Genomic DNA, 26,941 nt, shown 5'->3' on the forward strand with positions numbered 1-26,941 from the left:
GTTAATGAACGATATCAATGCCCACATTTATAAGGAGCACACATGAAATTACTGCGCTTCGGCCCTCCGGGCCATGAAAAGCCCGGCCTGCTGGACACTCAAGGGGTCATTCGCGACCTGTCGGCCCACCTGCCCGATCTCGATGGCCCCCACCTCAGCCGTGACCACCTGTCCGTATTGGCTGAGCTGGATACCGACAAACTGCCGGAAGTGCCTAAAGACACGCGCCTCGGCCCCTGCGTCAGCGGTGTCGGCAAGTTCCTGTGCATCGGCCTCAACTACTCCGACCATGCCGCCGAAACCGGTGCCCAAGTGCCCCCCGAGCCTGTAGTGTTCAACAAATGGACAAGCGCCATCTGCGGCCCCGATGACAATGTCATCATCCCGCGTGATTCGCAGAAAACCGATTGGGAAGTCGAACTGGGTGTAGTGATCGGTGAAGGCGGCAAGTACATCGCCGAAGCCGATGCCATGAAACACGTGGCGGGCTATTGCGTGATCAACGATGTTTCCGAGCGCGAGTTTCAGCTCGAACGCAGCGGCACCTGGGACAAGGGCAAGGGGTGCGACACTTTCGGCCCGATGGGGCCCTGGCTGGTCACGCCCGACGAGGTAGCCGACCCGCACGAGCTAGACATGTGGCTCGAAGTGGATGGCAAGCGCTATCAGGACGGCAGCACGCGCACCATGGTGTACCAGATTCCTTTCCTGATCAGCTACCTGAGCCGCTTCATGAGCCTGCAGCCGGGTGATGTGATCTCGACCGGCACCCCCCCAGGCGTCGGCATGGGTCAGAAACCATCGGTCTACCTTCGCCCTGGCCAGCGCATGCGCTTGGGGATTGAGGGGCTGGGCGAACAGAACCAGCAAGTGGTTGCCGACGACTAGGCTGAAATTCAATCGTCAGAATCAACCCCGCCGTTGAGTTGAGATGAAGGAGGGCCAAGCCATGCGCAGCATCGTCTGTACGCGCCCCGGCTTGATGGAACACGATGACCGAGAAACACCGGTTTGCGGAGCGGGCGAGGCCCTGCTGCGCATCCGGCGAATCGGCATCTGTGGCACGGATATCCATGCTTTTGGTGGCAATCAGCCGTACTTTGCCTATCCGCGAGTGCTGGGGCACGAGCTGGCTGGTGAGGTTGTGCAAGTGGGTGATAGCCACAACCAGGCACTGGTGGGTCAGAACGCCTCAGTCATCCCCTATCTGCATTGCGGTGAATGCCGCGCCTGCCAAAGGGGGCTCACCAACTGCTGCCAGCGAATCAAGGTCATCGGCGTGCATCGCGACGGCGGCATGTGCGACATGCTGGTGGTGCCAGTCGACCACTTGATGCTTTCCCCCACCCTGTCGCTGGACCAGCTCGCGCTGATGGAATGCCTGGCCATCGGCGCCCACGCCGTGCGTCGCAGCGCGCTGGCTCAGGGTGAATGGGCAGTTGTCGTAGGTGCTGGCCCGATAGGCATTGGGGTAGCGCAATTCGCCCGGGAGTGCGGGGCCCGCGTGGTGGTCGTCGATACCAACGAACAGCGGCTAGCCTTCTGCCGCGAGACACTGCATGTCGACCACACCCTGAATCCCTTGCAACACGATACGCTAGCGCAACTGGAGACCCTCAGCGACGGTGCACTGGCAGACGCCGTCTTCGATGCTACCGGGAACCCCGAGGCCATGCAGCAGGGCTTCGACCTTGTCGGCCAGGCGGGACGCTACGTTCTGGTCAGTATCGTCAAAGCGGACATCACTTTTCACGACCCTGACTTTCACCGCAAGGAAATGACCCTGCTCAGTAGCCGCAATGCCACACGTGAGGATTTCACCTGGGTCTCGACACTGATGGAAGCCGGTAGACTGCAAGACACAGCGATGATCACACACCGTGAAGAGCTCGATGCAGTCCCGGAGCGAATGTCGGCGTGGTGTGACCCTGCTACCGGCGTTATCAAGGCAATGATACACCTTGACCACTAGCCTCCCATGGAGAGGCAGCCCCGTTATCGGGAAGCGTCTTCTCAAGGCGACGCTGACAGGCGTTCCTTGAGCTGCATATAGGTACCATAGTGGCGGTCCAGATGGCGGCGCATGGCTGCCTCGGCGGCATCGGGGTCGCGTGATTCGATGGCCTCGATGATTTCGGTATGCGCTGCTGTCGCGGCCTTATCCTCACCTTCTTGCTGCAGCACTTGTGCACGACGGTCATCAAGCCACTCGGAAAGTGCCACATGAATAGCGTCGAAAATAGGATTGCGCCCGATACTGGCCAGTACCCCATGAAATTCGTTATCTGAACGCTTGAAACGCGCTTCATCGCCTATGGCATCGCGATTGTCCTGCAGGGCATCGCGCAGGCGCTGGAGGTCTTCTTCACTGGCATTGACGGCGGCGTAACGCGCCAGCGATATCTCGAACATGGCGCGGGCCTCCTGGAAATACTGCTGCCCATCAGGCTTGGAAAGCAACTGCCGGGTTACCCCTGAAAGGCGCGACATCACCGCTTCTGCCGTAGGACGAATAACCCGCGCACGCGTTCCGCTATTGATGGCGATCAAGCCCAAACGCTGCAGGTAGAACAACGCTTCGCGCACCGCCGGACGCCCCACCCCAAACTGCTCCATCAGTTCTCGTTCTGAAGGCAATTGCGCGTTTTCGCTCAAACGTCCCTCGAGGATTTCGGTTTCCAGCTGCTCGGCTACCTGCTCGGATAGTGTCTTGCGCTCTACCTGATATCGACTCATGCACGCCTTCTCCTGACTGTCTTCGGTAAAGAAAACAAACCTTTCTTTACCCCTTATGGCCATATTTTACCGCATTTCGCCGTCATTTCGGGGCAGGAAAGGCGTCTTTTTCAGCGCATAGGCGTCAGCGGCTCAACATCGAACTGCTCGGCCAGCGCGGCATAAGCGGCCTGGTTAGCCCTGTCCAGGGGGATGCCATTAGCATCCCGCATACCAAGGCATCGCCACTCCCGGTCCCCAGGTGCCAGTGTCTCAGCCCCCTCGTTGGCGGGCTGAGCACGCAGGTCCTCGAGGTATTCGCGTAGACAAGTCTCAAAGGATGCATTTTCATTAAAGGCATCAGGGTTCATCGCCAGAAAAAAGTGACCTACTCCCCGCGGTGTCGCCATATCGGGCCCGCCCATTGGCAAAAGACGGAAACCGTTAAGCATGCCCGAAAGCGTTGAACTCAATATCTCGACCATGCCACCGAGCCCTGCCCCCTTGAAGCCGAAATCACTTCCGCCCAGCGGTAACAACGCTGACACGTCGGCTGGCGTGCGGGTCACGCGACCCGCGGCATCCGCCGCGACCTGGTCCGGAAGTTCACGACCGATGGCGCCGTACTGCTGAACGCGATTCCAGGGCACCGAACTGGTCGCCATATCCAGCAGGTAGGGAGCTTGGCCATTGACCGGTGCCGCAAAGGCAATCGGATTGGTGCCATGAAACGGCGACCGTCCCTCGTGCAGCAAGACGAAAGGGTCGGAGTTGCAGAAGGCCATACCGATCAACCCGCGTTCAGCGGCCGCCAGCGCATAGCAACCTGCAGCGCCAAAGTGGGATGAATTACCCACCGCCACCGCGCCCAGCCCCACTTTTTCGGCCATGTCAGCGGCATGCCCCATGGCCGTGTAGCCCGCCAAATGCCCTAGGCCGTCATCGGCATCCAGATACCCAGTGGCTGGCAGGGGTTGGGTAAAATGCATCTCGGGGCGACCATTGATACGCCCACCTTGCAAGGCCTGGATATAGTGCGGCAGTAGCCGCAATCCGTGGCTGTCCGTCCCCATGCGCGAAGCCGTGACCAGCGCGCGAGTCACGGCCTGGGCGGAGGCCACATCGGCTCCCGCGCGATGCAGAATACGATCGATGAAACGTTCCAGATCAGTAACGGCAACGCGAAAATCAGGCGAATCGGATGTCATCGACACTCAGCTCCTTTCGTCAAACTCAACGGTAGACCAGGGTTGGCAGCCACAGCGAAATCGCTGGAATGAAGGTCACCAGCAGCAGCGAGATCACCAGCGGAATGAGAAACGGCAGCGTGCCGCGCATGCAACTCTCGAAGGAAATGTTCGAGACCCGCGATAAGACATAAAGCACCATACCCACCGGCGGCGTCAGCAGGCCGATCATCAAATTGAGTACCATGATGACGCCAAAGTGCACCGGATCTACACCCGCGGATACGGCCACCGGCAACAGAACGGGCACCAGGATGGTGATAGCCGCAATGGTCTCCATGAAGCAGCCAACCAGGATCAGCACAAGGTTGATGATAATCAGCAGAGCGATGGGATTATCGGCAAAGGGGCCCAAAAGTCCCATGACATGCTGCGTTACCTGGTTGCTGCTCATGATCCAGGCAAAGATCGAAGCACCCGCGACAATCAGCAGAATGACGGCTGTCGTCTCGATGGTTTCCATGCTGACCTTCATCAGGCGACGCCAGGTGAGGATTCTATACACCACCCCGCCCAGGAAAAGCGCATAGACCACCGCCGCGATGGCGGCCTCGGTAGGGGTAAAGACACCAGAAATGATGCCACCGACGATGATCACCGGTGTCAAAAGGGACAGGAAAGCACGGCGGAACGTCGTCCATAGGTGCGAAATCGAGAATGCCGAATCCCGGGGATAACCGCGACGTTTGGCCATGATCGTGATCATCACCATCAGTGCCACGCCCATCAACAGACCTGGAATAAGCCCGGCAGCGAACAACTGACCGACGGAAACCGACGCCATGACACCGTAGATGACCATCGGCAAGCTGGGCGGAATAATCGGCCCGATCGTCGAGGAGGCGGCTGTGATGCCCACCGAGAACTCCTTATCGTAGCCTGCATCGCGCATGGCCTTGATCTCGATAGTCCCTAGGCCACCGGCATCAGCCACCGCCGCACCGGACATGCCGGAAAAGACGATGCTCGCGCCGACATTGACATGGCCCAAACCACCGCGCATCCAACCCATCAACGCTTTGGCAAAATCGAAAATGCGTTTGGTGATACCTCCATTGTTCATCAGGTTGCCAGCCAGGATGAAAAACGGGATCGCCAACAACGGAAAGCTGTCAACGCCGTTGACCATTCGATGCACGACCACCACATCGGGCACGCGCCCGGTGAGATAGACATACAGCAGGCAGGAACCCGCCAGGCTGATGGCAATCGGCACGCCCAGCAGCAACATGGTGAACAGCGCGGCAAACAGGAACAGCAAATACTCGCCGAAGAAAGCCAGGGTCAAGCAACCCGATACCGCAAGGGCGGCGATCAGGGGTGAAACCAACGCCCCTCGAGGGCGCATAGCCAGGAAATGGGACATGGGGAAAGCTCCGGCCAAAGTGGTCGTTATGGGGCGTCAGGGTGCGAGGAATTGCGGTCACGCCAGCGAATTACCGCCATCTGGATAGCCCGTCCCAACATCAAGATGAACCCCAACAACACCAGGTAGTAGAGAAAACTCTTGGGGATATCGACCGACGCCATCAACGCCGTGGTCCGGTCGGCGAGCTTCCAGGTGATCCAGGCGCCGGTGGCAAAGAAGGCAATACTGACAACATCCACCAAGGTCACAAGCAGCCGACTCATCCAGCCGGGCATATAGCGATAGAAGAATTCGACGGAAATATGCGTACCCGTGCGGACAGCCATGGAGCCTCCCATGAACCCCACGGTCACCAAAAGATAGCGAGCCATCTCTTCCGTCCAGGCGATCGAATTCCCCAATACGTAGCGGCTGAAGAACTGCATGAATACATCCAGCGCCAGCAGCCAGAACACCACCAGGGTGGCGTAATCCTCAATCCCATAGTCACGCCACTCAAAGGTATCGTCTTCCTCCATCTGAAAGTCGGATGTCTCGGCAGGCCATTTATCGATTGTCATTTGCAAGCTCCGCAGAAGACGCCCCCCCCTTCAGGGGATGGCGTGTCGGCTATGAGAAGAGGCTTACTGACCGATCGCCTGAAGGCGGTCGTAGGTTTCCTGATCCCAGGTCGCATCTTCACCGGTATGGTACGGCACGGTGGCTTCGCGGAATGGCGTGATGTCGACCTCATTGACGGTCACCCCTTGATCCTCGAACCAGGCAACGAGATCTTCTTCGGACTGGAGGATGTCTTCAGTGATTTTCTCACCCGCTTCCATGTAGACCTCGCGGAAAATCTCGCGATCTTCTTCAGAGAGGCGGTTCCAAAGTGGCCCACCGGCAATGGTGATCAGCGAGTCGGTGATATGGCCGGTCAGGTTGATGTAGTCCTGCACCTCGTAGAAGGCTTTGGCGCGAATGGTCGGCAGAGGGTTCTCCTGGGCGTCCACGACGCCTTGTTGAAGCGCCAGATAGACCTCAGCGAAGGCGATAGGGGTCGGATTGGCACCCACGGCCTCAGGGAACATCATATACATCGGCGCATTAGGCGTGCGGATCTTGAGGCCTTCCATATCCGCCGGCTCGTTAATGGGTTCATTGGAGGTCACATGACGGCGACCATAGTAGTTCATCGCCAATGGCACGTTGCCGGTCTCATCCTGGTAGCCCTGGGCGATCTCGTCGAAAAGATCGCTGTCGGCATAGGCACGCCAGTGATCGAAATCGCGGAACATGTAGGGCGCTCCCGCAATACCGATGGGGCCGTAAAAACGCCCGGCGAACTGGTTGCCGGTGTAGATCAGATCCACGGTACCCAGTTGGAGGCCCTCGTTGATATCGGCCTCTTTACCTAGCGACGAGGCGGGATGAACCTCGATCTCGTAGCGGCCGTCGGTGCGCTCCTCGATCTCATCAGCCGCCCACAGCGACCACTCATGGTAGGGCTCGGATGTCTCGTAGACGTGGGCAAAATTGAGCGTTTCGGCGAAGGCATAGCCGCTTGCCGTCATGCCCGCCAGCAGGAGGGTGCCGGAGGCGAGACGATGGAAGGTTTTGAGTCGGAAGTTGGCGTTACCCATTTTATTTTGCTCCATAGCGTGATGATTGGGGAGTTGGGTTGTTGGGTGATTTGAAAGTGAAGGTGATGGACTTCTTGTATACGTGTCATACCATCATAATCCAATCTAGTCGCCAATTCTGAGCAATGCAACCTCTGGATTGACGTTCAATCCAGGGATCTTAACAAGCGCACCAGCAACGCCTCGTCGCCGAAGCCACCTGCCTTGGTCAGCAAGGGCCACTTCCGATTGCCCTGCGGATAGCCCAGTACCATTCCTGGTTCCCACTCGCCCGCTACGTCGATATAGCAAGCATCCAGCCTTTTCATCAGCGCACTGGCGCAATCACCACCGGTCACCAGGTAGAGGCGCTGCCTGGCCGCCAGCATGCCCAAGGCAAGTGCGTCGGCAAGCGCTGCCGCCACCTCGTTGGCACCACGCGGAGGTGCCTCTGTATCGGGCATCAACAACAGGCAAGGCGACTCAACCGTCGCTTCGTCAATGTCCGTCATGACAGGAAGCTCGGGCACGGCACGACGCAGCGCGGCCACCTGCTGCCTGGCTCGCTCGCTGCGCGACCCGACGGCCATCCAGAGGCCGACAAAAGGGGCATGGTCCAATGGCACCGCCGCACCGAACATGACCTGAGCCAGAGCGCGACTCAACCCTGCAGCACCTACCGCCAGCCACTTCCCCGGCTCGTCGCCGACCCCACCGGCCAAGTCATCAAGGTCGGCATCTGTTTCGGCATCGGCCACGCTGTCCGCCATCGGCAGTCGCTGACCTGGAACATGGCGCGCCAGGGGTAATCCGGCGGCAGCGAACAGAGCATCCAGGCCACCAGTGGGGGGGCTGGGAACGTGCGTCGCGGGCAAAGTCGGTTGCTTCGAGGGGTTGGCCGTACACGAGGATTCGGGCATCGCAGGTCGTGCGGCCCTGAGAAGGAACGGCGGGAGCGAGCAACAGCCGTCGACAACAAGCCCGGTGCATCGCCAGGCTCTCAGCCACTGCCTGGCCGCGCAGTGTCGAGTCGATTTTTTTGAACCACACAGCAGGAGCCAGACGAGCGAGTATCCGGGTCGCCTGGGTCACGCGTTCGGCCGCCGCCGATGCCATCAGGTGGCGCGATTCGGTTGTCACCGCGATCACGTCAGGGAGCGCCCCTTGCCACGCGTCCAGGGAAGCCTCCAGGCTCTCCAATGCCACGACCACGCGTGTCGTCGCGCCGCGCTGGGCGAAAGGTGCCGCGGCGTCCAGCGCACCGGTCAGGTCGTCGGCGACAATGGCGACGCGGCACTCATTCACGTCCATTTGGGTTAGCTCTCATTCCAGCCACCAACCGATGCGCGTACGCAATCGCCGCGCCCATGTTGGTCGCATCCGCCCTGCCCTGCCAGGCAATGTCGAAGGCGGTACCATGGTCCACAGACGTACGCCGGATCGGCAAACCAAGACTGACATTCACCGTGGTGTCGAAGGCAATCAGCTTGACCGGGATATGCCCCTGGTCGTGATATTGGGCAACCACCAGGTCGAACTCGCCCTGCGACGCGCGAAAGAAAACAGTATCGGCGGAGATCGGGCCACTTACTTCAAATCCACGCGCCTTGAGGGTCTCGACAGCCGGTGCAATACAGCGGGTGTCTTCGTCACCGAAAATACCGCCCTCACCGCAGTGCGGATTAAGTCCGGCCACCGCGATGCGCGGATTGGCCATTCCCAGCGACCTGAGATGCTCGTCACCGGCCTCGACGGTGGCAATGATCCGTTCAGGCGTTACCCGATCAATGGCCTCACGCAACGACACATGGGTCGACACATGCAGGGTCGACAAGTGCTCGGAGGCTAACAGCATGAACGATGAGGGCGCACCGGTTAGCGCCGCCAGCATACCGGTGTGGCCATCATAATAATGACCGGCCGCATGCAGTGCTGCCTTGTTCAACGGCGCCGTGACAATCACTCCGGCCTGACCGCTCTGCACCAGCTCCACGGCCCTGGCGATGCAGCGAAAGGCCATGTCACCGGCACCGGCACTGATCTCGCCGTCGGGAATGTCGGCATCGGCAGGTGCTTCCACCACCGCGACTGCCACACGATCTATATCGGCGTCGGCCATATCCAAAGGCGCGAAATCCAGGTTGCTGCCGATGGTTTGCGCGGCACGTCGAAAGATCGCCGGATCGCCGACCAACAAAGTGCCCGCCCGCGCCGATGGCGACATGTCAGCGATGGCCCGACAGATGATCTCGGGGCCGATACCCGCCGGGTCCCCCATGGTAATGGCGATGTCGTATTGCCTGTTGCGGCTCATGGCATCAACTGCCCGCCGTTGACTTCAATAATCTGCCCGGTGACATAGCTGCTGAGGGCATCGGTCGCCAGGAACAGGTAGGCACCAACGCAATCCTCAGCGCTGCCAAGACGCCCCTGAGGGATCGTGGCACGCGCGGCTTCCATCTGGGCATCGTTGGAGTGACGCGCGTGGAAATCCGTGGTAATCACGCCAGGCGCCACGGCATTGACACGAATCTTGTCGCCGGCGAGCTCCTTGGCCATGTTGCGGGTCAAGGTAGTGACGAAGCCCTTGGCCGAAGCGTAGAGCCCCGCGCCAGTGCCACCGCCATTACGCGCTGCGATCGAGCCGGTATGAATGATATTTCCAGCCCCGGCCTGGCGCAGGTAAGGCAGCGCCGCCCGACTGGCCATGACAACCGAACGCGCGTTGAGGTCCATGACGCTGTCGTAATACTCATCATCCATCTCGTCCAGGCTGACGCGTCCCTGCATATCACCGGCATTGTTGATCAACAGATCGAGCCCACCCAGCTGTTCCGCCGCCTGATCGACAATCGAGGTGGCTTCTTTCGTGCGGCTGATATCACCTTGAATCAGAAAGGCCTCGCCGCCCGCCTGGCGGATATCGTCGCAGACCGCCTGGGCCGGTCCTTCACTGCGGTGGTAATGCACCGCCACGCGCGCCCCCAGTCCACCGAGCCGCCTGGCAACTGCCGCGCCGATCCCCCGACTCGAACCGGTCACCAGTATTCGTTTGCCTTTCATTTCATCGAACATGCTGCACTCCTGATTGGTTATCGTGTGGCAATCGCCATTAGGTTGCGTTAGGGTTTATGGCATACCTTTCATACATCATGACATTGCTTGCATGATAGGTGAAAGTTGGCCAGATGCCAGTTCACCTTCTTAGCCATTCGCATTACTCACCAATGCCAACGACCATGAGGACGCCATCATGACCACCATTTCTCGCGTTGAGGTCCAGGACATACGCTTTCCGACCTCCCGTTCGCTCGACGGCTCGGACGCCATGAACGCCGCGCCTGATTACTCAGCCACCTACGTAATTTTGCACACCGATGACGACAACGGCCCCCAGGGCCATGGCCTGACCTTTACCATTGGCCGCGGCAACGAGATCGTGGTCACCGCCGTTCGCTCACTCACTCCACTCCTTGAGGGCCGCTCGCTGGAGACGATCACCGCCAACATGGGTGCTTTCTGGCGTGAGATCACCGGCGATAGCCAACTGCGCTGGATCGGCCCCGACAAGGGTGCGATCCATCTGGCCACCGCCGCCATGGTCAACGCCGTCTGGGACCTGTGGGCCAAGCGCGAAGGCAAGCCGGTGTGGAAACTGCTCGCCGACATGAGTCCTGAAGAGCTCGTTCGCTGCCTCGACTTCCGCTTCGTCACCGATGCCTTGACGCCGGAAGAAGCCATTGCCCTGCTGCGCAAGCAGGCACCCGGCAAGGCCGAGCGGGAAGCCGAAATGCGTCGTGATGGTTTTCCCGGCTACACCACCTCGGCAGGCTGGCTCGGCTATACCGACGACAAGGTCCGCCAACTGGCTCGCGAGGCCCTGGCCGAGGGCTGGACGCACTTCAAGCAGAAGATCGGTGGCGATCTCGACGAAGATGCAAGGCGCGCCGCCTTGTTGCGCGAGGAGATCGGCTGGGACAACGTATTGATGATGGATGCCAACCAGGTATGGGAAGTCGATGAGACAGTGGCCAAGATGCGCCGCCTGGCGGAGTACGACCCGCTGTGGATCGAAGAACCCACCAGCCCGGATGACATCCTGGGCCATGCCGAGATACGTCACCGTGTCGCGCCGATTGGCGTGGCCACCGGCGAGCATTGTCATAACAAGGTGATGTTCAAGCAGTTCCTGCAAGCCGACGCCATCGACTATTGCCAGATCGATGCTGCGCGACTGGGCGGGCTGAACGAGGTCATCCTGGTGGTGCTGATGGCCGCCAAGTTCGGTGTGCCGATCTGCCCACACGCTGGTGGCGTTGGGCTGTGCGAATACGTCCAGCACATCTCGATGTTCGACTATATCGCCGTGTCGGGTAGCCTCGAGGGCCGGGTACTGGAGTACGTCGACCATCTACACGAGCACTTCGTCGATCCGGTCGTCGTTCGCCAAGGCCGTTACCAGGTGCCGACTGCCGCCGGTTATAGCATCACCATGCATGACGACTCGCTTGCCAGACACCGTTTCCCTGATGGCGCTGCCTGGCAAGAAGAAAGCTGAAGGGTGCGGGGCGGTTTTTAGATCAGCCTGACGCCTGACCGCGCATTCAAGGCGGGCGACAAAACGCGCCAAGTATTTTAGGCAGATTATGTATAGTGAACGACGCTTCACGACAACTTTTTTTTATCCACCGCGACACACTAGTCAGCGAATAAACCGCTGATTAGAGAGCGCGCCATGAACCGCAATGTCATCCTCACCTGCGCCGTTACCGGCGCGGGTGATACCACGACTAAAAACCCCAATGTACCCATTACGCCCAAGGCCATCGCGGCGTCCTGCATCGAGGCTGCCCGCGCCGGGGCCAGCATCGCGCATATCCACGTGCGCGACCCGGAAACCGGTGGCATCAGCCATTCCACCGAGCAATTCCGTGAGGTGATGGAGCGTGTGCGAGAGGCGGATGTCGATATCGTCATGAACGTCACCGCCGGTGGCGGCGGCGACTGGATACCGGATGTAAGCGATCCCACCCGCGGCGGCCCAGGCACCGATATACAGACGCCCGCTGAACGTCACGCACCGGTGGGTGAGCTGCTCCCCGAGCTGTGCACCCTGGACTGCGGCAGCCTCAACTTTGCCGACATGGTCTACGTGAACCCCGCCGATTGGCTGCGCGAACATGCTCGTTTGGTGCAAGCCGCCGGCGTCAAACCAGAGCTTGAGTGCTTTGACCTGGGCCATGTCTGGTTTGCCCGTCAGCTTCAGCAAGAGGGGTTGATCGACGATGACCCTCTCTATCAACTCTGCCTGGGCATCCCCTGGGGCGCCGAAGCCGACACCGAAACCATGCTGGCTATGCGTAACAAGCTGCCGGATAACGCCAACTGGGCGGCCTTCGGTATTGGTCGCCATCAGATGCCCATGGTCGCTCAGGCGGTGCTGCTGGGTGGCCACGCCCGAGTTGGCCTGGAAGACAACCTGTTTCTGGAGAAAGGCGTACTGGCCAACAACGGCCAACTGGTGGAGAAAGCCTCAACCATTATCGAGAACCTCGGCGCCCGGGTCATGACGCCTGCGGAAACCCGCGCCCACCTGAGCTTACGCCATCCATCAGGAGGTGATGCATGAGCCGTTTAGCCGTGATTGGAACCGGCGTGATTGGCAACGGCTGGATTGCCCGCGCCCTCGCCCAGGGTTGGGAGGTCGTCGCTTTCGATCCAGACCCCAAAGCGCCGGAACGCACCCGTTCATTTATCGACAACGCCTGGCCGTCATTAACCCAGCTCGGCCTGGCACCTGATGCCAGCCCTGAGCGGCTAACGTTTGTAGCGACGATTGAAGAGGCCGTGAACGGTGCTGACCTGATTCAGGAAAACGTTCCCGAGCGTCTACCGCTTAAGCAAGAAACCCTAGCGGCCATTGACGCTGCTGCCGAACCGGACGTCATCATCGGCTCGTCAACCTCCGGCTTCAAGCCCACCGACCTGCAGCAAAAGTGCCAAAAGACACCCGGACGCGTGATCGTCGCCCACCCCTTCAACCCGGTATATTTACTGCCGCTGGTGGAACTTGTGGGGGGTGACGCCACTCAGCCCGAGCAGATTGCCGCTGCCCAGGAACGCTATCAGTCACTCGCCATGCGCCCGCTGGTGGTTCGCCGTGAAATTGAAGGCCATATCGCCGACCGCTTGATGGAAGCGCTGTGGCGGGAAGCATTGCATCTGGTCAACGATGGCGTGGCGACCACCGAAGAGATTGATGCGGCCGTGGTTTACGGCTGTGGACTACGCTGGCCGTTGATGGGTACGTTTTTAACCTTCCACCTGGCGGGTGGTGAGCCAGGCATGCGGCATATGCTGGAACAGTTCGGCCCGGCGTTAAAACTGCCCTGGACCAAGCTTGAAGCCCCGGAACTTACCGACGAATTGATTGATAAAGTGGTAGAAGGCTGTGAACATCAAGCCGCGGGGCGCTCGGTGGCGACACTGGACAAGCGTCGCGATGACTTTCTGGTCGAGTTGCTTGAGGTCGTCCACAAGTACTGGCCGGAAGCCGAGGGCTTAAAAGGACGCATTTAATGATCATCCATGAAACCCAAGTCGCCCCTGAGTGGGTCGACTACAATGGGCATATGAACGACGCGGCATACGCCCGCGTCTTCTCCCAGGCCTGTGAAGCGCTGATCGACCAGATAGGACTCGACGAAGCAGGCCGGGAACACTACGGCTACACGATCTACACGCTGGAAACCCACCTCTGCTATCGCCGCGAGGCACATCAAGGCCAACCGTTAAGTGTCGACCTGACGCTACTGGATAGCGATGCCAAACGCCTGCATGTGTTTTTCGCCATGTTCGATGATGAAGACAACCTGCTGGCGAGCAGCGAACAGATGCTGATGGGCATGGAACAGGGATCAGGACGCCCCAGCGCGTTTCCTGAGCCGGTAGCAAGCTCCGTGGCGAAGCTTCCTCAAGCCAACAAAGACCTGTGGCCGGAGCTTGCAGGACGCACTATCGGCATACGGCGCTAGGTTATACAAAACAGGCTATCCAGGACAGGTGATGCGAAAAGGCAAACGCCATGCACATTGATGCCTTTATTCAACGTTTTAGTGCACAACTGGCGGAAATGGAAAAAATGCCATTACCCCTGGCACGGCACGCCTATGACATTCTTTGCCGAACCTTCGCCCCTTCTGATCCGGCCGGTATGCGGATTAAAGACGGCACTGTTGATGGTATCGATGTTCGCCATTTTATCCCCAAGCATCGTCTACCGGGGCGTGTGCTGTTTATACACGGCGGTGGCTTTACCATCGGCTCGATCGAAAGCCACCATGGCCCCGCCGCCAGCCTGGCCCGTGCGCTGGGTCGAGAAGTGATAAGCGTCAACTACCGGCTTGCGCCTGAAGTCGCTTACCCTGCCATGCTGGCAGACTGCCAAACGGTGCTCGAAGCGATACAGCCCATTGCGCTGGTAGGTGACAGCGCAGGCGGGCGTCTGGCTATCGATCTTGCCCACCCGTTGATTAAGGCCCCACCGCTTGGGTTGATCTATCCAACGGTTGGCGAGCTATCACCTGGGTGTCTCGGGAAGGATGCGCCGCTGCTCTCACGCGACGATATACTAGGCCTTCGCCAACGCTGCCCAGAGATCAGCGCCGCCAAGCGCGATCTTGCGCCACCTGCGACGGGCATCGAAGTACTGACAGTCGAACACGATCCGCTGACTCGGCCCATCGAAACCGCAGTCGCTAACTGGCAGGAAGCGGGTGCCTCAATCGGCTATCGCTGTGCGCCGCAGATGGTACACGGCGCTCTGCACGCCCAATCACAGCTGCCCAATATGGGCAGCGCATGGCAGGCGTTTTGCCATGCGCTCAAGCATCGCCTTGTTGGTTAAGAGCCGAACTGGGCCCGCACCTGCTCAATAGCGGATTCGCCCTCACGGGTTTCAACGCCCTCAAGCCACTGGGCAACGGTATCCAGGTTGTTGCCTATCCACTCGTTCGCGACTTCATCAGCCGGGCGCTCTTCGTAGCTGTACTCATGCACCCACTCATTCTGGTCCTCGATATCGATCACGTACTGCGACAGGAAACGGTGGACCTCGGGCGCCTCGTCCGCCAGGCTGGCCGGCGTAATGGTCCATACGGTGCTTTCAATCGATGCCACACCCGCGTCGTCGCTATCGGCCAAGTAGGCCAGGTCGAAACTCACGTTCATCCAGTGAGGCTCCCAGCCGACAAACGTCACCCACTCCTCATCGGCCATTTTTTGCTCAGCCTGGGCAAGCATCGCCGAGGTCGAGCTTTCGCGGAGCTGCCAATCGCCCAAGCCGGCAAGGTCGTTATCGATGGCGTTGAGAATCGCCTCGTTTATGCCAGTTCCCGCTTCAATACCCTGGATTTCACCGTCAAACCGGTCGTGATGCTCTGCCAGTTCAGCGACCGTCGTGACGCCAGCATCATAAACGTACTGGGGAACCACCAGCCCGGAATTGGCACCGCTGATGTTCGAAACCACTTTCTCAACTTTGCCGTCAGCCACCAACGGCTCGACCATATCGGTCTGCACGGGGTACCAGCCGCCTAAATAGACCTCAAGATCGTTATTCGACAAGCCTTCAAGAATGACACTCACGGCTAGATCCTGCTGCCGCGTCTGGTAACCCATGGCTTCGAGCAGTTGGGCCGCCACTTCGGATTTCACGGTGACACCTGGCCACGGCGGTACCCCGAAGCGCAGCTCGTCAAGTTCTGCCATGGCGGGGGTCGTGGTCAATGCAGTGAGTAAAAATCCCGCTTTTAAAGACATCGATTTGATAGTGGTCGGCATCTGGCTAAACCCTCTTGTTGATTAGGTTCCGTCAGTATGCGCGGCTTCCACTCCACTACTAACCACAAAGCGACATTTATTAATCATTAAGCGACTTTCAACCGTCTGGCGTCTTTATTCTGTGTCTGAATAACGTACCTGCCGTGGCGAAACGCCGTAATAAGTGCGGAACGCACGCGCAAAGCTCGACGACGAACTAAATCCGCAGGCCACGGCCACTGCCAAGACGGCTAAATCGGTCTCAGCCAGCAGTCGCCTTGCGCGTTTAATACGCAACTGCAAATACCACTGTCGCGGGGTGGCCTCCAGCTCCTGTTCAAACAGTCGCTGTAGCTGACGCACCGACACCTCTACTCGGCTTGCCACCTCTTCAAGGGTGAGCGGCTCTTCAAGGTTCTGCTCCATTAGCGCCACCGCCTCGACCACGCGCCGGTTGTGGGTACCTAACCGCTTGACAAGCGCCATACGCTGCTGGTCGCTGCGGGTACGAATCCGGTCATGAATAAGCTGCTCCGAAACATCGATGGCCAGCTTCGCGCCATGCCGTCGCGCGATTACCTCCAGCGCCATATCCATCGCCGCCGCCCCACCCGCGCAGGAAAAACGCCGCTCGCCAAGCTCATAAAGTTCATCGGTGGTATCAATACCCGGAAAGCGTTCGCGAAAAGCCGGCAGACTCTCCCAGTGCAGCGCCACCCGTTCGCGTTTCAACAACCCAGTGGCGGCGAGCAGAAACGCGCCGGTATCAATGCCACCCAAACAGCAGCCCGCCTGATCCAACTGGTGAAGCCACGCCATTAATGGCCGAGTGAGATGCGCCTCGGGCGTAAAACCACTGCATACTGCCAGGGATGGCAAGTGATGCACCTCTCGGGTCGCTTGGTCTGCCATAAGCGTCATGCCGTTGGACGCCGTTACTGGCCCGCCATCCGCACTAATCAAGGTCCAGTCGAACAGTGGGCGGTTGGCAATGCGATTAGCGATACGCAGTGGCTCGACTGCCGCAAAAAAGGCCATCATGGAAAACTGTGGCAACAATAAAAACCCTACCATTTCGGGTGTCGGGCCATGGTAACTAAGACGCATAACAATGCTCACGTTCAGTACATTTAAACACTTGAAAGAAAAGCGATTTATCGGCCACTTGACGTTTCTTCCGCAACGATTGGCAAACGATTAAATAGCCCTGGCATGCTGGCTTTCTCGCATATCAGATTATCGGCCCTTGACGTATACTTTATATATTAAAGACGATAGCTCTTTAAAATAATCACAGGAATCACAATTGACTCGACAGCGCCTTTACGCGCGCCTCTTGATGGCCGTAACCTTACCGTTGATGCTGGTCACCGCCACACTATGGCCGGTACTGCGTGTGCACCTGGAAACCCGCCAGGAAAGCATACGTGCAGAAACTCGCGCCATTATGCAGGTGGGCAAAGATACCCTGTTACGCGATATTAACGAGACGCTCAGTTACGCGCTCGCAGTTGCCGAGATGCCGGTCATCAAGGCTCATATGACAGGCGAGAGCGGTGAAGGCGTCGACAACACGACAGCGGCGCAGTTGACCGGTTTTTTATCGACGCTGATCGAACACTACCCGCGCTACACCAAGCTTATACTGATCGACAATCAGGGTAACGAAGTCCTGCGTGCTCCGGTTGGGATTACCTCCGACCCTCGATTTGCAGACCATCGTCATGCCAGTACCGATTATTTCAAAGCTGCCAGTAAGCTGTTTGCCCGTGATCTCTACATCTCCCCACCCGGTCACAACCTCCAATTCGAGCTATTCAGTGGTGAAGTGGTCCCGGTCGTCAATGTCGCCACCCCTATTTTTGATGATCAAGGCGAACGCCAGGGGATGGTCCTGTTGAGCCTTAACTGGCAGCACCTCACCAAGGCCGTCCAACAGGCCATGCTCATTGATCCCGACGCGGGCGTTCTATTGGCGGATGCCCAGGGCGGTTGGCTTCTCACGGAAGGCAGCCAGCGCCTGCCGATGATCAGGTTTGGTGACAATTACGCCCGACTGGCCGCTGAACCATGGCAACCTGTAACCGAGCAAGATGAAGGGGCATTCACCCTTGGCGACCATTTATTACGTTTTCAGCGTTTGGATATACGTAGCGAAGCCTACGAGGGGCTAACAGGACGCATTTTTAGCCAGGACGACACCCTCCCCTGGGTATTGGGGGTTAGCCTACCCACCCCCACCTGGAAGTCGCTGCTGCAAGATGAAGCCATCGTTGTCTGGTTTTTATTGCTCACCTACTCCACGGCTGTGGCGCTGGGCATCTATTGGTCAATAAGCAGTCACCAACAGCGCAAGCTGCGTCGTCAGGCACAGCAGCAAGCCACCGAAGTCAGCAATCTGTATGAAAACGCCCCCTGTGGTTACCATTCACTGAACGCCGATGGCGTGATCCTTAAAATGAACCAGACCGAACTCGACTGGCTGAGCTTAACCCGCGATGTTATCGGCAAGCGTTGCTATCGCGACTTTATTTCGCCAGATTCACTGTCCGCTTTTGATGCCGCCTTTCAGGACGTAAAAGCAGGCCGCCAGGGCGAGGCAGAATGCACACTGATAGCCACCGATAGCCAGGAGCGCCAAGTGGTCATTCAAGCCGTCGGGTATCTGGAAAAAGATCGTTTCAAGTACTCAAACGCCACCGTCTTTGACATTACCGAGCGCAAGCAACTGGAAGAAAAGCTCCGCGCCCAGGCCATGACGGATCCGTTAACCGGCGTCTACAATCGGCGCTACTTACAAGCGCAGGCCAGCGTCGAGATATCACGTGCCTCAAGGCACCAGACGCCTATCTCTCTCATCGCCATTGATATTGATCATTTCAAGCGCATCAACGACGAATACGGTCACGACGCCGGCGATGAAGTGCTTAAACGCTTTACCGATGTCATTAAAGGATTGCTGCGCCATGAAGATCTTCTGTGCCGTGTAGGCGGCGAAGAATTCGCCATCTTGCTGCCTGACACTCCGTTGGAGAAAGCGTGGCAAGTGGCAGAGCGCATTCGAGTTGCCGTGGAGCAGACTCAAGTGCCCCTTGAGCAAGACGACGTACCGATTACCATTGCCATCACCGCTTCCTTCGGCGTGACGCACGTCGCCAGTGGCGAAATGAGCTTAAAGGCCGCTATCAAACGCGCCGACAACGGCCTCTACGAAGCTAAAGCTGCGGGCCGGAATCGTATTGTTCTTCAAGAGAGGTAATGACTGAATTTTGAATGATTCGCCCTCCCGTTCAGCCATCAATTCTTCCCGATGACGTTTTGCTAGCGACAGCTTAATTTGCTTTCTGACCAGATTATCTTGAGGGCCAGGGGAATTCTGCGATCAGTAAAGTGGTCCCAGCTTCTTATACACTTTTAGTCACCCGAAGCAGTGCGTCGGGCGCTTGACTTCTACATGGAATGGAAACCTTTGATGACCCAACCACTGCAAAGCCTTGAACAACTAATCGACCGGGTTAGTCAATCGACGCACGACAACGACCAGGTCTCAGTCGGGATGGTTGTCGAGTCGGTTGGCAGGCGTTCTTTTGGGCCGTTGCTGATGCTGATTGGTATTACGCTGTTTTCGCCGCTAAGCGGTTTACCCGGCATGTCCATCTTCATGGGGTCATTCGTGCTGCTAATCGCCGTACAGATGCTCATCGGCCGAAAACAGTTCTGGTTGCCACACTTTATCCTCAACCGTTCCATCGAGCGCCGCAAGCTTCAAAAAGCGCTCCATTGGCTCAACAAGCCTGCACGCAGCATCGACCGCGTTCTCAAACCGAGGTTAACATTTCTGGTTCGTAACGGCGGTAGCTATGGGATTGCCTTACTATGCATCGTCGTCGGACTTTGCATGCCATTTATGGAGCTGGTGCCATTTTCATCTTCGGCCGCTGGTCTGGCGTTATTGGCGCTAGGACTGGCACTCGTCGTGCATGACGGCTTGTTGGTACTGCTGGCTCTTGGGGCATTCAGCGCAACTCTCATACTTATCGTTGCCAACATTCTGTGACGGCTCTTCGACATGAGCGGAGAGTCGCAGAATATTCGAAACCGGGCGGTATCAATAAGCAAGTGAAACACCTAACCCATCCGACATAGTGCTGCCCTGACTCACTGCTATCGCCATTTCTCCCTGTTTCTGCTTCAGAGCCATAACCAGGGCTGGATCACCAGCCCCGGCTCTTCTATTCCATCGCCAGCAGGATCGCTGCTGCAGAAGTCACGATAGTTTCACAACATCATCGCAGCGACCCAGCCAAAGACAATGAGTGGGATATTGTAGTGGATAAAGGTCGGTACCACGCTGTCCCAGATGTGATCGTGCTGGCCGTCGGCATTGAGACCGGCGGTTGGGCCTAGCGTTGAATCTGATGCTGGAGAACCGGCATCCCCCAGGGCTGCGGCGGTTCCCACAAGGGCTACGGTCGCCAGGGGCGAGAAGCCGAAGTTGAGGGCAAGCGGTACATAAAGAGATGCGATGATAGGGATCGTCGAGAATGACGAACCAATGCCCATGGTGATGAAAAGCCCCACTAACAGCATGACCAACGCCGCCAGCCCCTTGTTGTCACCGATGATGTCAGTGGAACTACTCACCAATGCTTCAACTTCACCGCTTGCCTGCATGACGCTGGCAAAGCCAGCCGCGGTAATCATGATGAAGCCCACCAAAGCCATCATGCGCATACCTTCAGTGAAGATGCCATCCTGCTCATGCCAGCGAAAAACACCACTCAGCGACAGCAGAGCAAAACCGAAGATACCGCCGAGCACCATCGAACCGGTGTACAACTGCACTGCTACCGTGCCAACAAGCGAGATAGCCAATACCACCTTCTGCCAGAGTTTGAGGTGCTGGGCCGCCTCGGCGGGGGACTCTTCGCCATGCGCCAAATCGCGATCTTCGTAGTCACGGCCCTTGCGATAGCTAAACAGCGCAGCCACAGCAAGGCCTAATGCCATGCCGCCGATGGGAATCACCATGGCCATGGGCACCATCTGGCGTGTTACTTCCAGCCCTAATTCGGCACCGCTTTCGTTGAGATTGGTGAGCAGAATGTCATTGAGGAAGATAGCGCCGAACCCTACTGGCAGTAGCATGTAGGGGGCGGTAATGCCGAACGTAATCACGCAGGCAACAAGTCGGCGGTCGAGCTGCAGATGGTTCATCAGCTTCAGTAACGGCGGCACCAGCACAGGAATGAACGCAATATGCACTGGAATAAGGTTCTGAGAGCTGACCGCAGCTGCCAGCAGAGCCGCCAGCAAAGTATAAGTCACCATGCGCCTACTACTACCCGTTTCGTTGATATGAAAGCGGCGAATAGCCCGATTGGCCATGACTTCTGTAATCCCCGAACGAGAGAGCGCGACAGCAAAAGCCCCCAACACTGCATAAGCCAGCGCCACGGTAGCACCGTTTCCAAGGCCGTCGTTAAAGGCATTGAGAATGTCGTTGATTGGCATGCCAGCATAGAGGCCACCTACCAATGTCGCGACAATGAGAGCAAAGACGACGGAAACTCGGGCAAGACTGAGACTGACCATCACCAAAATGGCCAAAACGATAGCATTCATAAAAAAGCTACTCTTGTCGTTGGAATTGAATGCGGTAATCCCCGAAGCCTGTAGCTGCGGGGAGGGAGATGCTAGTTAGTGTTGACTTGGCAGGATGCCAGAGCAGAGCAAGTGACTCAGCGTTCTGGACGCTAGCAAGTCGCTGGCAGCTTCTATATCAGGCGCGAAGAAGCGGTCCTGATCGTAGTGGCTAACCCGGTCGCGTAGCAGCTTTCTGGCCTGCTCTAGCATCTCAGTGCTCTTCAAGCCGTGACGCATGTCGAGCCCCTGGCAGGCAGAGAGCCACTCAATGGCAAGGATGCCTCGCACGTTGTCGGCCATTTCCCATAGTCGTTTGCCAGCCGCCGGCGCCATGGAGACATGGTCCTCCTGGTTGGCTGAAGTTGGCAGGCTGTCAACGCTGTGAGGGTGCGCAAGTGCTTTGTTCTCGCTGGCGAGGGCTGCCGCCGTCACCTGGGCGATCATGAACCCGGAGTTAACGCCGCCTTTTTCAACCAGGAAAGGCGGCAGTTGGGACATGTGCTTGTCCATCATCAACGAGATGCGACGCTCGCTCAGCGAGCCGATCTCAGCGATGGCCAGCGCCAGGTTATCGGCGACCATGGCAACCGGTTCAGCGTGGAAGTTGCCCCCGGAAAGGATGTCGCCACTCTCAGCAAACACCAGCGGGTTATCTGAGACAGCGTTGACTTCGGCTGCCAACACTTCGGCAACATGACGAATCTGGGTCAGTGCTGCCCCCATCACCTGGGGCTGGCAGCGCAAAGAGTATGGATCTTGAACTTTGTCGCAGTCAGCATGAGAATCGCCAATGGCACTGCCATCGCCGAGCAGGTGACGATAGGCTGTCGCGGCGTCGATCTGACCACGCTGGCCACGTACCTCGTGAATACGCGCGTCAAAGGGCGAGCGCGACCCAAGAGTGGCCTCAACCGTCAACGAACCACACACAGTAGCCGCAGCGAACAAATCCTCGGCATCGAACAAGCCGCGCAGCGCATAGGCGGTGGAAACCTGGGTACCGTTGAGCAGCGCCAGACCTTCCTTGGGTGCCAGCTCCATCGGGGCTAGCCCTGCCACCTTGAGCGCCTCCTTGGCGGAGAGCCACTCCCCCCGATAGCGCGCCTTGCCTTCGCCGAGTAGTACGACACTCATGTGCGCCAACGGCGCCAGGTCCCCAGAGGCGCCTACTGAGCCCTTCAACGGAATATGTGGATAAACTTCAGCGTTGATGAGTGCAATGAGGGCATCAAGTACTTCGCGACGGATACCAGAATAGCCGCGGGCCAGGCTATTGACCTTGAGCACCATGATCAGTCGCACCAGGGCGTCGTCCATTGGCGCGCCGACACCGGTGGCGTGGGAAAGTACCAGCGAGCGCTGCAGCGCCTCAAGATCCTCGTTGGCAATACGGGTCTGGGCCAACAGTCCAAAGCCCGTATTGATGCCGTAGACAGTCCGGTTCTCAGCGACCACCCGGTTAACACAATCCACGCTTTTATGGATATCGGCGTTGGCGCTTTCCGAGAGCCTGACCGGCACATGCCCCTCAAAGACGCAGCGCACCTGAGCCAGCGTCATCTTGCCGGGTTGAATCTCGAGATGGGTCATCAGTAAATCTCCTGTTATTTGTCCAGCATCGGCAGGTCGAGGCCGTGCTCGCGGGCGCTCTCTTTAGCGATCTCGTAGCCTGCATCGGCGTGGCGCATGACACCGGTCGCCGGGTCGTTGCGCAGCACGCGGCCCAGGCGGGCGTGGGCGTCGTCGGTGCCGTCGGCGACGATCACCACACCGGCATGCTGGGAGTAACCCATGCCCACGCCACCGCCGTGGTGCAGTGAGACCCAAGTGGCACCGCCAGCGGTGTTGAGCAGGGCATTGAGAAGTGGCCAGTCGGAGACAGCGTCGGAACCGTCCATCATCGACTCGGTCTCGCGGTTGGGGCTGGCCACCGAGCCAGAGTCCAGGTGATCACGACCGATCACCACCGGCGCCTTTAGCTCGCCATTGGCGACCATCTCGTTGAATGCCTGGCCGAGACGAGCACGATCCTTGAGACCCACCCAGCAGATGCGCGCTGGCAGGCCCTGAAAGCTGATGCGCTCGCGCGCCATATCGAGCCAGTTGTGCAGGTGCGGATCGTCGGGAATTAGCTCCTTCACCTTCTTGTCGGTCTTGTAGATGTCTTCAGGGTCGCCGGACAGCGCCGCCCAACGGAAGGGGCCGATGCCCTGGCAGAACAGCGGGCGAATGTAGGCTGGCACGAAACCGGGGAAATCAAAGGCATTCTCAACACCCTCTTCCATCGCCATCTGGCGGATGTTGTTGCCGTAGTCGAAGGTCGGCACACCCATCTTCTGGAAGTCGAGCATCGCCTGGACATGCACTGCCATGGACTGCTTGGCAGCCTTGACGGTGGCTTGTGGCTCGCGTTTTCCGCGGGCGACGTACTCTTCCCATGTCCAGCCTGCTGGCAGATAGCCATGCAGCGGGTCATGAGCGCTGGTCTGATCGGTGACCATGTCGGGCCTGACGCCACGTTTGACAAGCTCCGGGAGCACATCAGCAGCGTTGGCACACAGGCCGATGGAGATCGCCTTACCCTCGGCGGTATAGCGCTCGATGCGTGCCAGGGCGTCGTCAAGATCCTCCGCCTGCTCGTCCAGATAGCGGGTACGCAGGCGAAAGTCGAGACTGGTTTGCTGGCACTCGATGTTGAGCGAACAGGCACCAGCCAAAGTAGCCGCAAGCGGTTGCGCACCGCCCATACCGCCAAGGCCAGCAGTCAGTATCCAGCGCCCTTTCAGTTCGCCATCGAAGTGCTGGCGACCTGCCTCGACAAAGGTTTCGTAGGTGCCTTGGACAATGCCCTGAGAACCGATGTAGATCCACGAACCTGCGGTCATCTGTCCATACATCATCAAGCCTTTACGATCCAACTCGTTGAAGTGCTCCCAGTTGGCCCAGGCGGGTACCAGGTTAGAGTTAGCAATGAGTACACGCGGGGCGTCTTTATGGGTTTCAAATACACCGACTGGCTTGCCGGACTGCACTATCAAGGTCTGGGTGTCCTCCAGGCGCTGGAGCGTATCAACAATTTTGTCATAGCATTCCCAGTCACGGGCGGCGCGGCCAATACCGCCATACACCACCAGATCCTCGGGCCGCTCGGCCACGTCAGGGTGCAGGTTATTCATCAACATGCGCAGCGGTGCCTCGGTGAGCCAACTTTTACAGCTGCGCTCAGTACCAGTGGGAGCGGCGATCTTGCGGGAGGGGTCGTGGCGCTTGTCGTGCATCGTCATGGTGTCTTCCTCTGAGGGTGATGTTCGTGATCAGGAACGTTGAGCCTTAAGCGCTTAATCATTCAGGGTCAGCAGGTGCACTAGGCGAGCCGCCACCCTGGCGGTGCGGCCATCGATGTCATGGCCGGGGTTGAGCTCCGCCAGGTCGGCCAGGCGCAGCTTGCCGCTGTCTCGAATGCGCTCAATCAGCGGCTCGATCAGGGCAAGCGAGACGCCACGAGCAGCCGGGGCACTCACCCCAGGCGCTTCGGCGGCAGGCAGCACGTCCAGATCGATGGTCAGGTAGAGGTGGTCGCAACGGGCGATGAACCGTTCCAAGTCACGTTGGATGGCATTGAGGTAACGCGTGTCGAAGTCCCGGTCTTCGCGGACCAGCACGCCGAGTTCGGTCGCTCGGTTGAACAGCGCCCGGGTATTAGCGGCCCGGCTCACGCCCAAGCAGGCGTAGCGGAACGGCCAACCTCGCTGTTGACTGTCGTCGGCGATCTGCGAGAACGGCGTGCCGGAGGAGCGTACGTTAGCCGGGTCGCGTAGATCGAAGTGGGCATCGAAGTTGATGATGCCGACTCGCGGCGCGGTCTCGCCTCGACCTGCCAGGTGTTGGGCGAGCCCCGTCCAGCTGGCATAGGCGATCTCGTGGCCGCCGCCTAGCACGATGGGTCGGTGGCCAGCGTCGAGCAATGGTTTCAGACGATCAGCCAGGACTTGCTGGGCATCTTCCATGGCGTCGCCTTTACAGCGCACGTCACCGGCATCATAGGCTGGACCGCAACGGTGCCAAGCTAGCGGAGCTAGTGCCTGGCGCAATGCGGCGGGTCCCTCGGCAGCACCCACACGGCCCTGGTTGCGCGCCACTCCCGCATCGCAAGCAAAGCCCAGCAACGCACAGCCCGGGGCGCCACTCCCATTCAGTGGCTGAACTTTTTGGTGCCAGCGCTCGCTATGGGGCTCGGGATCGGTGCGTCCTTTCCAGGGCGTCATGTCGATAGCGTTTTCGAGCGGAGTATCAGATGGCATGAGTCAGTTCTCCCTGGAACAGCCGCTGACGCAGGCGTCCTGGTTGGACGGCATAAGCCAGCGCAGCCGGGGTATCGATGTCCCAGACACACAGGTCGGCGCGGGCACCCTCCTCGATCCGCCCCTCGCCCTTGAGACCAAGAGCGGAAGCGCCATGGGCGGTCATGCCGGCCAGGGCTTCTTGAGGCGTCAGGCGGAACAGGGTACAGACCAGGTTGAGCATCAGGGTCGGCATGAACAGCGGCGAGCTGCCCGGATTAGCGTCGGTGGCCACGGCCATGGGCACGCCTGCCTCGCGCAGTGCTGAGATGGGCGGCTGCTGGGTCTCACGCAAAGTATGGAAAGCCCCCGGCAGGATCACGGCGACGCTACCGGCCTGCCGCATGGCCGCAATCCCAGCCGCATCGAGGTACTCGACATGGTCGGCGGAGAGCGCCCCGTGGCGGGCCGCCATGGCGGTGCCGCCCAGATTGGAGAGTTGCTCGGCATGGGCCTTGATTGGCAGGCCATGGGCCTCAGCCGCCTCGAACACCCGCTCGCATTGGGCCACCGAGAAGGCGATCTTCTCGCAGAACACGTCAACGGCATCGGCCAAGCCTTCCTTTGCTGCAGCCGGGATCATTTCCTGGCACACCAGGTCGATATAACCGTCGCTGTCATTCTCGAATTCTGGCGGCACCGCATGCGCGCCAAGCAGTGTCGTCTCCACACGCACCGGCAGTGCCTCACCGAGGCGGCGCGCCACTCGCAGCATCTTCAGTTCGTCTTTGACCGTCAGTCCATAACCGGACTTGATCTCCACGGTGGTGACACCATCGGCAATTAATGCTTCAAGGCGCGGCTTAGCCAGTTCGAACAACGCCTGCTCGCTAGCATCGCGAGTGGCCGACACGGTGCTTAGAATGCCGCCTCCGCGGCGGGCAATCTCTTCGTAGCCAACTCCCTCCAGGCGCGCCTCGAACTCGTCTGCACGGGAACCGCCGAACACCAGATGGGTGTGACAGTCCACCAGGCCAGGGGTCATGACTCCGCCACGCCCCATCTCGTCACAGCCTTCAGCCTGATGCTCAACGAAGTCATGCATGGCAACCAGAGAGACGATGCGACCACCCTGAGTAATCACGGCCATGGGCTCCGGCAGGGTGTGGAGACCGTCGAAGACACTGACGTCGCGCCACAAACGACGCTTTTCGGTGTTAGACATGGAACCTCCTCGGATAAGGCATGTTATGTATATACAAT

Annotated in this window: 25 protein-coding genes; 9 read left to right on the plus strand and 16 right to left on the minus strand. The window is 58.8% G+C overall.

Annotation, left to right across the window (positions count from 1 at the left end; genetic code table 11):
- Positions 1-42: 42 nt before the first annotated feature.
- Both IT895_RS11580 and IT895_RS11585 read left to right on the plus strand, forming a co-directional pair.
- Entirely contained in the window at positions 43-888 is an 846-nt protein-coding gene (locus tag IT895_RS11580) for a fumarylacetoacetate hydrolase family protein (RefSeq protein WP_085918997.1), read from the plus strand.
- A 61-nt stretch (positions 889-949) separates the two neighbouring features.
- Entirely contained in the window at positions 950-1,972 is a 1,023-nt protein-coding gene (locus IT895_RS11585) for a zinc-binding alcohol dehydrogenase family protein (RefSeq protein ID WP_199283523.1), read from the plus strand.
- A gap of 41 nt (positions 1,973-2,013) precedes the next feature.
- Here the strand turns inward: IT895_RS11585 and nanR are convergent, their stop codons facing one another.
- The 9 genes from nanR to IT895_RS11630 all read right to left on the minus strand — a co-directional run bounded on the left by nanR (position 2,014) and on the right by IT895_RS11630 (position 10,007).
- A complete protein-coding gene (gene nanR, locus IT895_RS11590) occupies positions 2,014-2,736 on the minus strand; it encodes a transcriptional regulator NanR (RefSeq protein ID WP_085918999.1) in 723 nt (240 codons plus the stop codon).
- 110 nt (positions 2,737-2,846) lie between these two features.
- Entirely contained in the window at positions 2,847-3,923 is a 1,077-nt protein-coding gene (locus tag IT895_RS11595) for an Ldh family oxidoreductase (RefSeq protein ID WP_199283524.1), read from the minus strand.
- Positions 3,924-3,948: 25 nt separating this feature from the next.
- On the minus strand, positions 3,949-5,328 hold the full coding sequence (locus tag IT895_RS11600) for a TRAP transporter large permease (protein WP_085919001.1): 1,380 nt from the start codon (positions 5,326-5,328) through the stop codon (positions 3,949-3,951).
- A 26-nt stretch (positions 5,329-5,354) separates the two neighbouring features.
- Positions 5,355-5,891, minus strand: a complete 537-nt coding sequence (locus IT895_RS11605) for a TRAP transporter small permease (RefSeq protein WP_085919002.1) — start codon at positions 5,889-5,891, stop codon at positions 5,355-5,357.
- A 63-nt stretch (positions 5,892-5,954) separates the two neighbouring features.
- The gene (locus tag IT895_RS11610) at positions 5,955-6,953 is read right to left on the minus strand and encodes a sialic acid TRAP transporter substrate-binding protein SiaP (protein ID WP_199283525.1); all 999 of its coding nucleotides are present in this window, start codon (positions 6,951-6,953) and stop codon (positions 5,955-5,957) included.
- A 146-nt stretch (positions 6,954-7,099) separates the two neighbouring features.
- A complete protein-coding gene (locus IT895_RS11615) occupies positions 7,100-7,690 on the minus strand; it encodes a nucleotide-binding domain containing protein (protein ID WP_199283526.1) in 591 nt (196 codons plus the stop codon).
- Complete coding sequence (locus IT895_RS11620) at positions 7,659-8,243, minus strand: four-carbon acid sugar kinase family protein (RefSeq protein ID WP_199283527.1); 585 nt, start codon at positions 8,241-8,243, stop codon at positions 7,659-7,661. Before IT895_RS11620 ends, IT895_RS11615 begins: the two co-directional genes overlap by 32 nt.
- Complete coding sequence (gene pdxA, locus IT895_RS11625) at positions 8,230-9,246, minus strand: 4-hydroxythreonine-4-phosphate dehydrogenase PdxA (RefSeq protein ID WP_233337231.1); 1,017 nt, start codon at positions 9,244-9,246, stop codon at positions 8,230-8,232. The genes IT895_RS11620 and pdxA overlap by 14 nt, the downstream gene beginning before the upstream one ends.
- Positions 9,243-10,007 carry an SDR family NAD(P)-dependent oxidoreductase gene (locus tag IT895_RS11630; RefSeq protein ID WP_199283528.1) on the minus strand — a complete coding sequence of 255 codons (765 nt, stop codon included), beginning with the start codon at positions 10,005-10,007 and terminating at the stop codon, positions 9,243-9,245. The genes pdxA and IT895_RS11630 overlap by 4 nt, the downstream gene beginning before the upstream one ends.
- 178 nt (positions 10,008-10,185) lie before the next feature.
- Between IT895_RS11630 and IT895_RS11635 the strand changes: the two genes are divergently transcribed.
- From IT895_RS11635 to IT895_RS11655, 5 genes are all read left to right on the plus strand, one after another.
- Positions 10,186-11,490, plus strand: a complete 1,305-nt coding sequence (locus tag IT895_RS11635) for an L-fuconate dehydratase (RefSeq protein ID WP_199283529.1) — start codon at positions 10,186-10,188, stop codon at positions 11,488-11,490.
- A 177-nt stretch (positions 11,491-11,667) separates the two neighbouring features.
- Entirely contained in the window at positions 11,668-12,561 is an 894-nt protein-coding gene (locus IT895_RS11640) for a 3-keto-5-aminohexanoate cleavage protein (protein ID WP_199283530.1), read from the plus strand.
- On the plus strand, positions 12,558-13,511 hold the full coding sequence (locus IT895_RS11645) for an L-carnitine dehydrogenase (protein ID WP_199283531.1): 954 nt from the start codon (positions 12,558-12,560) through the stop codon (positions 13,509-13,511). Before IT895_RS11640 ends, IT895_RS11645 begins: the two co-directional genes overlap by 4 nt.
- Positions 13,511-13,966, plus strand: coding sequence for a thioesterase family protein (locus IT895_RS11650; protein ID WP_199283532.1), 456 nt, complete (start codon positions 13,511-13,513; stop codon positions 13,964-13,966). Before IT895_RS11645 ends, IT895_RS11650 begins: the two co-directional genes overlap by 1 nt.
- Before the next feature lie 50 nt (positions 13,967-14,016).
- A complete protein-coding gene (locus tag IT895_RS11655; RefSeq protein ID WP_199283533.1) occupies positions 14,017-14,838 on the plus strand; it encodes an alpha/beta hydrolase fold domain-containing protein in 822 nt (273 codons plus the stop codon).
- Here IT895_RS11655 and IT895_RS11660 read toward each other — a convergent pair.
- Both IT895_RS11660 and IT895_RS11665 read right to left on the minus strand, forming a co-directional pair.
- Positions 14,835-15,773: an ABC transporter substrate-binding protein gene (locus IT895_RS11660; RefSeq protein ID WP_199283534.1), complete on the minus strand. Its 939-nt coding sequence runs from the start codon at positions 15,771-15,773 to the stop codon at positions 14,835-14,837. The two genes, IT895_RS11655 and IT895_RS11660, sit on opposite strands and share 4 nt — an antisense overlap.
- A 114-nt stretch (positions 15,774-15,887) precedes the next feature.
- Positions 15,888-16,859: a GlxA family transcriptional regulator gene (locus IT895_RS11665; RefSeq protein ID WP_199283535.1), complete on the minus strand. Its 972-nt coding sequence runs from the start codon at positions 16,857-16,859 to the stop codon at positions 15,888-15,890.
- A gap of 199 nt (positions 16,860-17,058) precedes the next feature.
- On the opposite strand from IT895_RS11665, the gene IT895_RS11670 reads away from it, so the two are divergent.
- Positions 17,059-19,011 carry a diguanylate cyclase gene (locus tag IT895_RS11670; RefSeq protein WP_199283536.1) on the plus strand — a complete coding sequence of 651 codons (1,953 nt, stop codon included), beginning with the start codon at positions 17,059-17,061 and terminating at the stop codon, positions 19,009-19,011.
- Positions 19,012-19,224: 213 nt separating this feature from the next.
- The gene (locus IT895_RS11675) at positions 19,225-19,809 is read left to right on the plus strand and encodes an exopolysaccharide biosynthesis protein (protein ID WP_199283537.1); all 585 of its coding nucleotides are present in this window, start codon (positions 19,225-19,227) and stop codon (positions 19,807-19,809) included.
- Positions 19,810-20,030: 221 nt separating this feature from the next.
- Here IT895_RS11675 and IT895_RS11680 read toward each other — a convergent pair whose 3' ends face one another.
- From IT895_RS11680 to hutI, 5 genes are all read right to left on the minus strand, one after another.
- On the minus strand, positions 20,031-21,377 hold the full coding sequence (locus IT895_RS11680; RefSeq protein ID WP_199283538.1) for a Na+/H+ antiporter family protein: 1,347 nt from the start codon (positions 21,375-21,377) through the stop codon (positions 20,031-20,033).
- A gap of 75 nt (positions 21,378-21,452) precedes the next feature.
- On the minus strand, positions 21,453-22,988 hold the full coding sequence (hutH, locus tag IT895_RS11685; protein ID WP_199283539.1) for a histidine ammonia-lyase: 1,536 nt from the start codon (positions 22,986-22,988) through the stop codon (positions 21,453-21,455).
- Between the two features lie 14 nt (positions 22,989-23,002).
- Positions 23,003-24,682 (minus strand): urocanate hydratase, encoded by a 1,680-nt coding sequence (hutU, locus tag IT895_RS11690; protein ID WP_199283540.1) that lies wholly within the window; start codon positions 24,680-24,682, stop codon positions 23,003-23,005.
- A 54-nt stretch (positions 24,683-24,736) separates the two neighbouring features.
- Positions 24,737-25,699 (minus strand): formimidoylglutamase, encoded by a 963-nt coding sequence (gene hutG / locus IT895_RS11695; RefSeq protein ID WP_199283541.1) that lies wholly within the window; start codon positions 25,697-25,699, stop codon positions 24,737-24,739.
- Positions 25,689-26,903: an imidazolonepropionase gene (hutI, locus tag IT895_RS11700; protein WP_199283542.1), complete on the minus strand. Its 1,215-nt coding sequence runs from the start codon at positions 26,901-26,903 to the stop codon at positions 25,689-25,691. The genes hutG and hutI overlap by 11 nt, the downstream gene beginning before the upstream one ends.
- Between the last annotated feature and the right edge of the window lie 38 nt (positions 26,904-26,941).

It is taken from the genome of Halomonas sp. A40-4 (assembly GCF_015767635.1).
Taxonomy (GTDB): domain Bacteria; phylum Pseudomonadota; class Gammaproteobacteria; order Pseudomonadales; family Halomonadaceae; genus Vreelandella; species Vreelandella janggokensis.

What these genes read in the sequence shown, in the direction of transcription:
- hutU (WP_199283540.1), bottom strand. Translation starts at nt 24,682, where the DNA reads ATGACGATGCACGACAAGCGCCACGACCCCTCCCGCAAGATCGCCGCT.
- IT895_RS11595 (WP_199283524.1), bottom strand. Translation starts at nt 3,923, where the DNA reads ATGACATCCGATTCGCCTGATTTTCGCGTTGCCGTTACTGATCTGGAA.
- IT895_RS11585 (WP_199283523.1), top strand. Translation starts at nt 950, where the DNA reads ATGCGCAGCATCGTCTGTACGCGCCCCGGCTTGATGGAACACGATGAC.
- hutI (WP_199283542.1), bottom strand. Translation starts at nt 26,903, where the DNA reads ATGTCTAACACCGAAAAGCGTCGTTTGTGGCGCGACGTCAGTGTCTTC.
- IT895_RS11675 (WP_199283537.1), top strand. Translation starts at nt 19,225, where the DNA reads ATGACCCAACCACTGCAAAGCCTTGAACAACTAATCGACCGGGTTAGT.
- IT895_RS11620 (WP_199283527.1), bottom strand. Translation starts at nt 8,243, where the DNA reads ATGGACGTGAATGAGTGCCGCGTCGCCATTGTCGCCGACGACCTGACC.
- IT895_RS11680 (WP_199283538.1), bottom strand. Translation starts at nt 21,377, where the DNA reads ATGAATGCTATCGTTTTGGCCATTTTGGTGATGGTCAGTCTCAGTCTT.
- IT895_RS11635 (WP_199283529.1), top strand. Translation starts at nt 10,186, where the DNA reads ATGACCACCATTTCTCGCGTTGAGGTCCAGGACATACGCTTTCCGACC.
- IT895_RS11640 (WP_199283530.1), top strand. Translation starts at nt 11,668, where the DNA reads ATGAACCGCAATGTCATCCTCACCTGCGCCGTTACCGGCGCGGGTGAT.
- IT895_RS11605 (WP_085919002.1), bottom strand. Translation starts at nt 5,891, where the DNA reads ATGACAATCGATAAATGGCCTGCCGAGACATCCGACTTTCAGATGGAG.
- hutG (WP_199283541.1), bottom strand. Translation starts at nt 25,699, where the DNA reads ATGCCATCTGATACTCCGCTCGAAAACGCTATCGACATGACGCCCTGG.
- nanR (WP_085918999.1), bottom strand. Translation starts at nt 2,736, where the DNA reads ATGAGTCGATATCAGGTAGAGCGCAAGACACTATCCGAGCAGGTAGCC.
- IT895_RS11660 (WP_199283534.1), bottom strand. Translation starts at nt 15,773, where the DNA reads ATGCCGACCACTATCAAATCGATGTCTTTAAAAGCGGGATTTTTACTC.
- pdxA (WP_233337231.1), bottom strand. Translation starts at nt 9,246, where the DNA reads ATGAGCCGCAACAGGCAATACGACATCGCCATTACCATGGGGGACCCG.
- hutH (WP_199283539.1), bottom strand. Translation starts at nt 22,988, where the DNA reads ATGACCCATCTCGAGATTCAACCCGGCAAGATGACGCTGGCTCAGGTG.
- IT895_RS11630 (WP_199283528.1), bottom strand. Translation starts at nt 10,007, where the DNA reads ATGTTCGATGAAATGAAAGGCAAACGAATACTGGTGACCGGTTCGAGT.
- IT895_RS11665 (WP_199283535.1), bottom strand. Translation starts at nt 16,859, where the DNA reads ATGCGTCTTAGTTACCATGGCCCGACACCCGAAATGGTAGGGTTTTTA.
- IT895_RS11650 (WP_199283532.1), top strand. Translation starts at nt 13,511, where the DNA reads ATGATCATCCATGAAACCCAAGTCGCCCCTGAGTGGGTCGACTACAAT.
- IT895_RS11600 (WP_085919001.1), bottom strand. Translation starts at nt 5,328, where the DNA reads ATGTCCCATTTCCTGGCTATGCGCCCTCGAGGGGCGTTGGTTTCACCC.
- IT895_RS11645 (WP_199283531.1), top strand. Translation starts at nt 12,558, where the DNA reads ATGAGCCGTTTAGCCGTGATTGGAACCGGCGTGATTGGCAACGGCTGG.
- IT895_RS11655 (WP_199283533.1), top strand. Translation starts at nt 14,017, where the DNA reads ATGCACATTGATGCCTTTATTCAACGTTTTAGTGCACAACTGGCGGAA.
- IT895_RS11580 (WP_085918997.1), top strand. Translation starts at nt 43, where the DNA reads ATGAAATTACTGCGCTTCGGCCCTCCGGGCCATGAAAAGCCCGGCCTG.
- IT895_RS11610 (WP_199283525.1), bottom strand. Translation starts at nt 6,953, where the DNA reads ATGGGTAACGCCAACTTCCGACTCAAAACCTTCCATCGTCTCGCCTCC.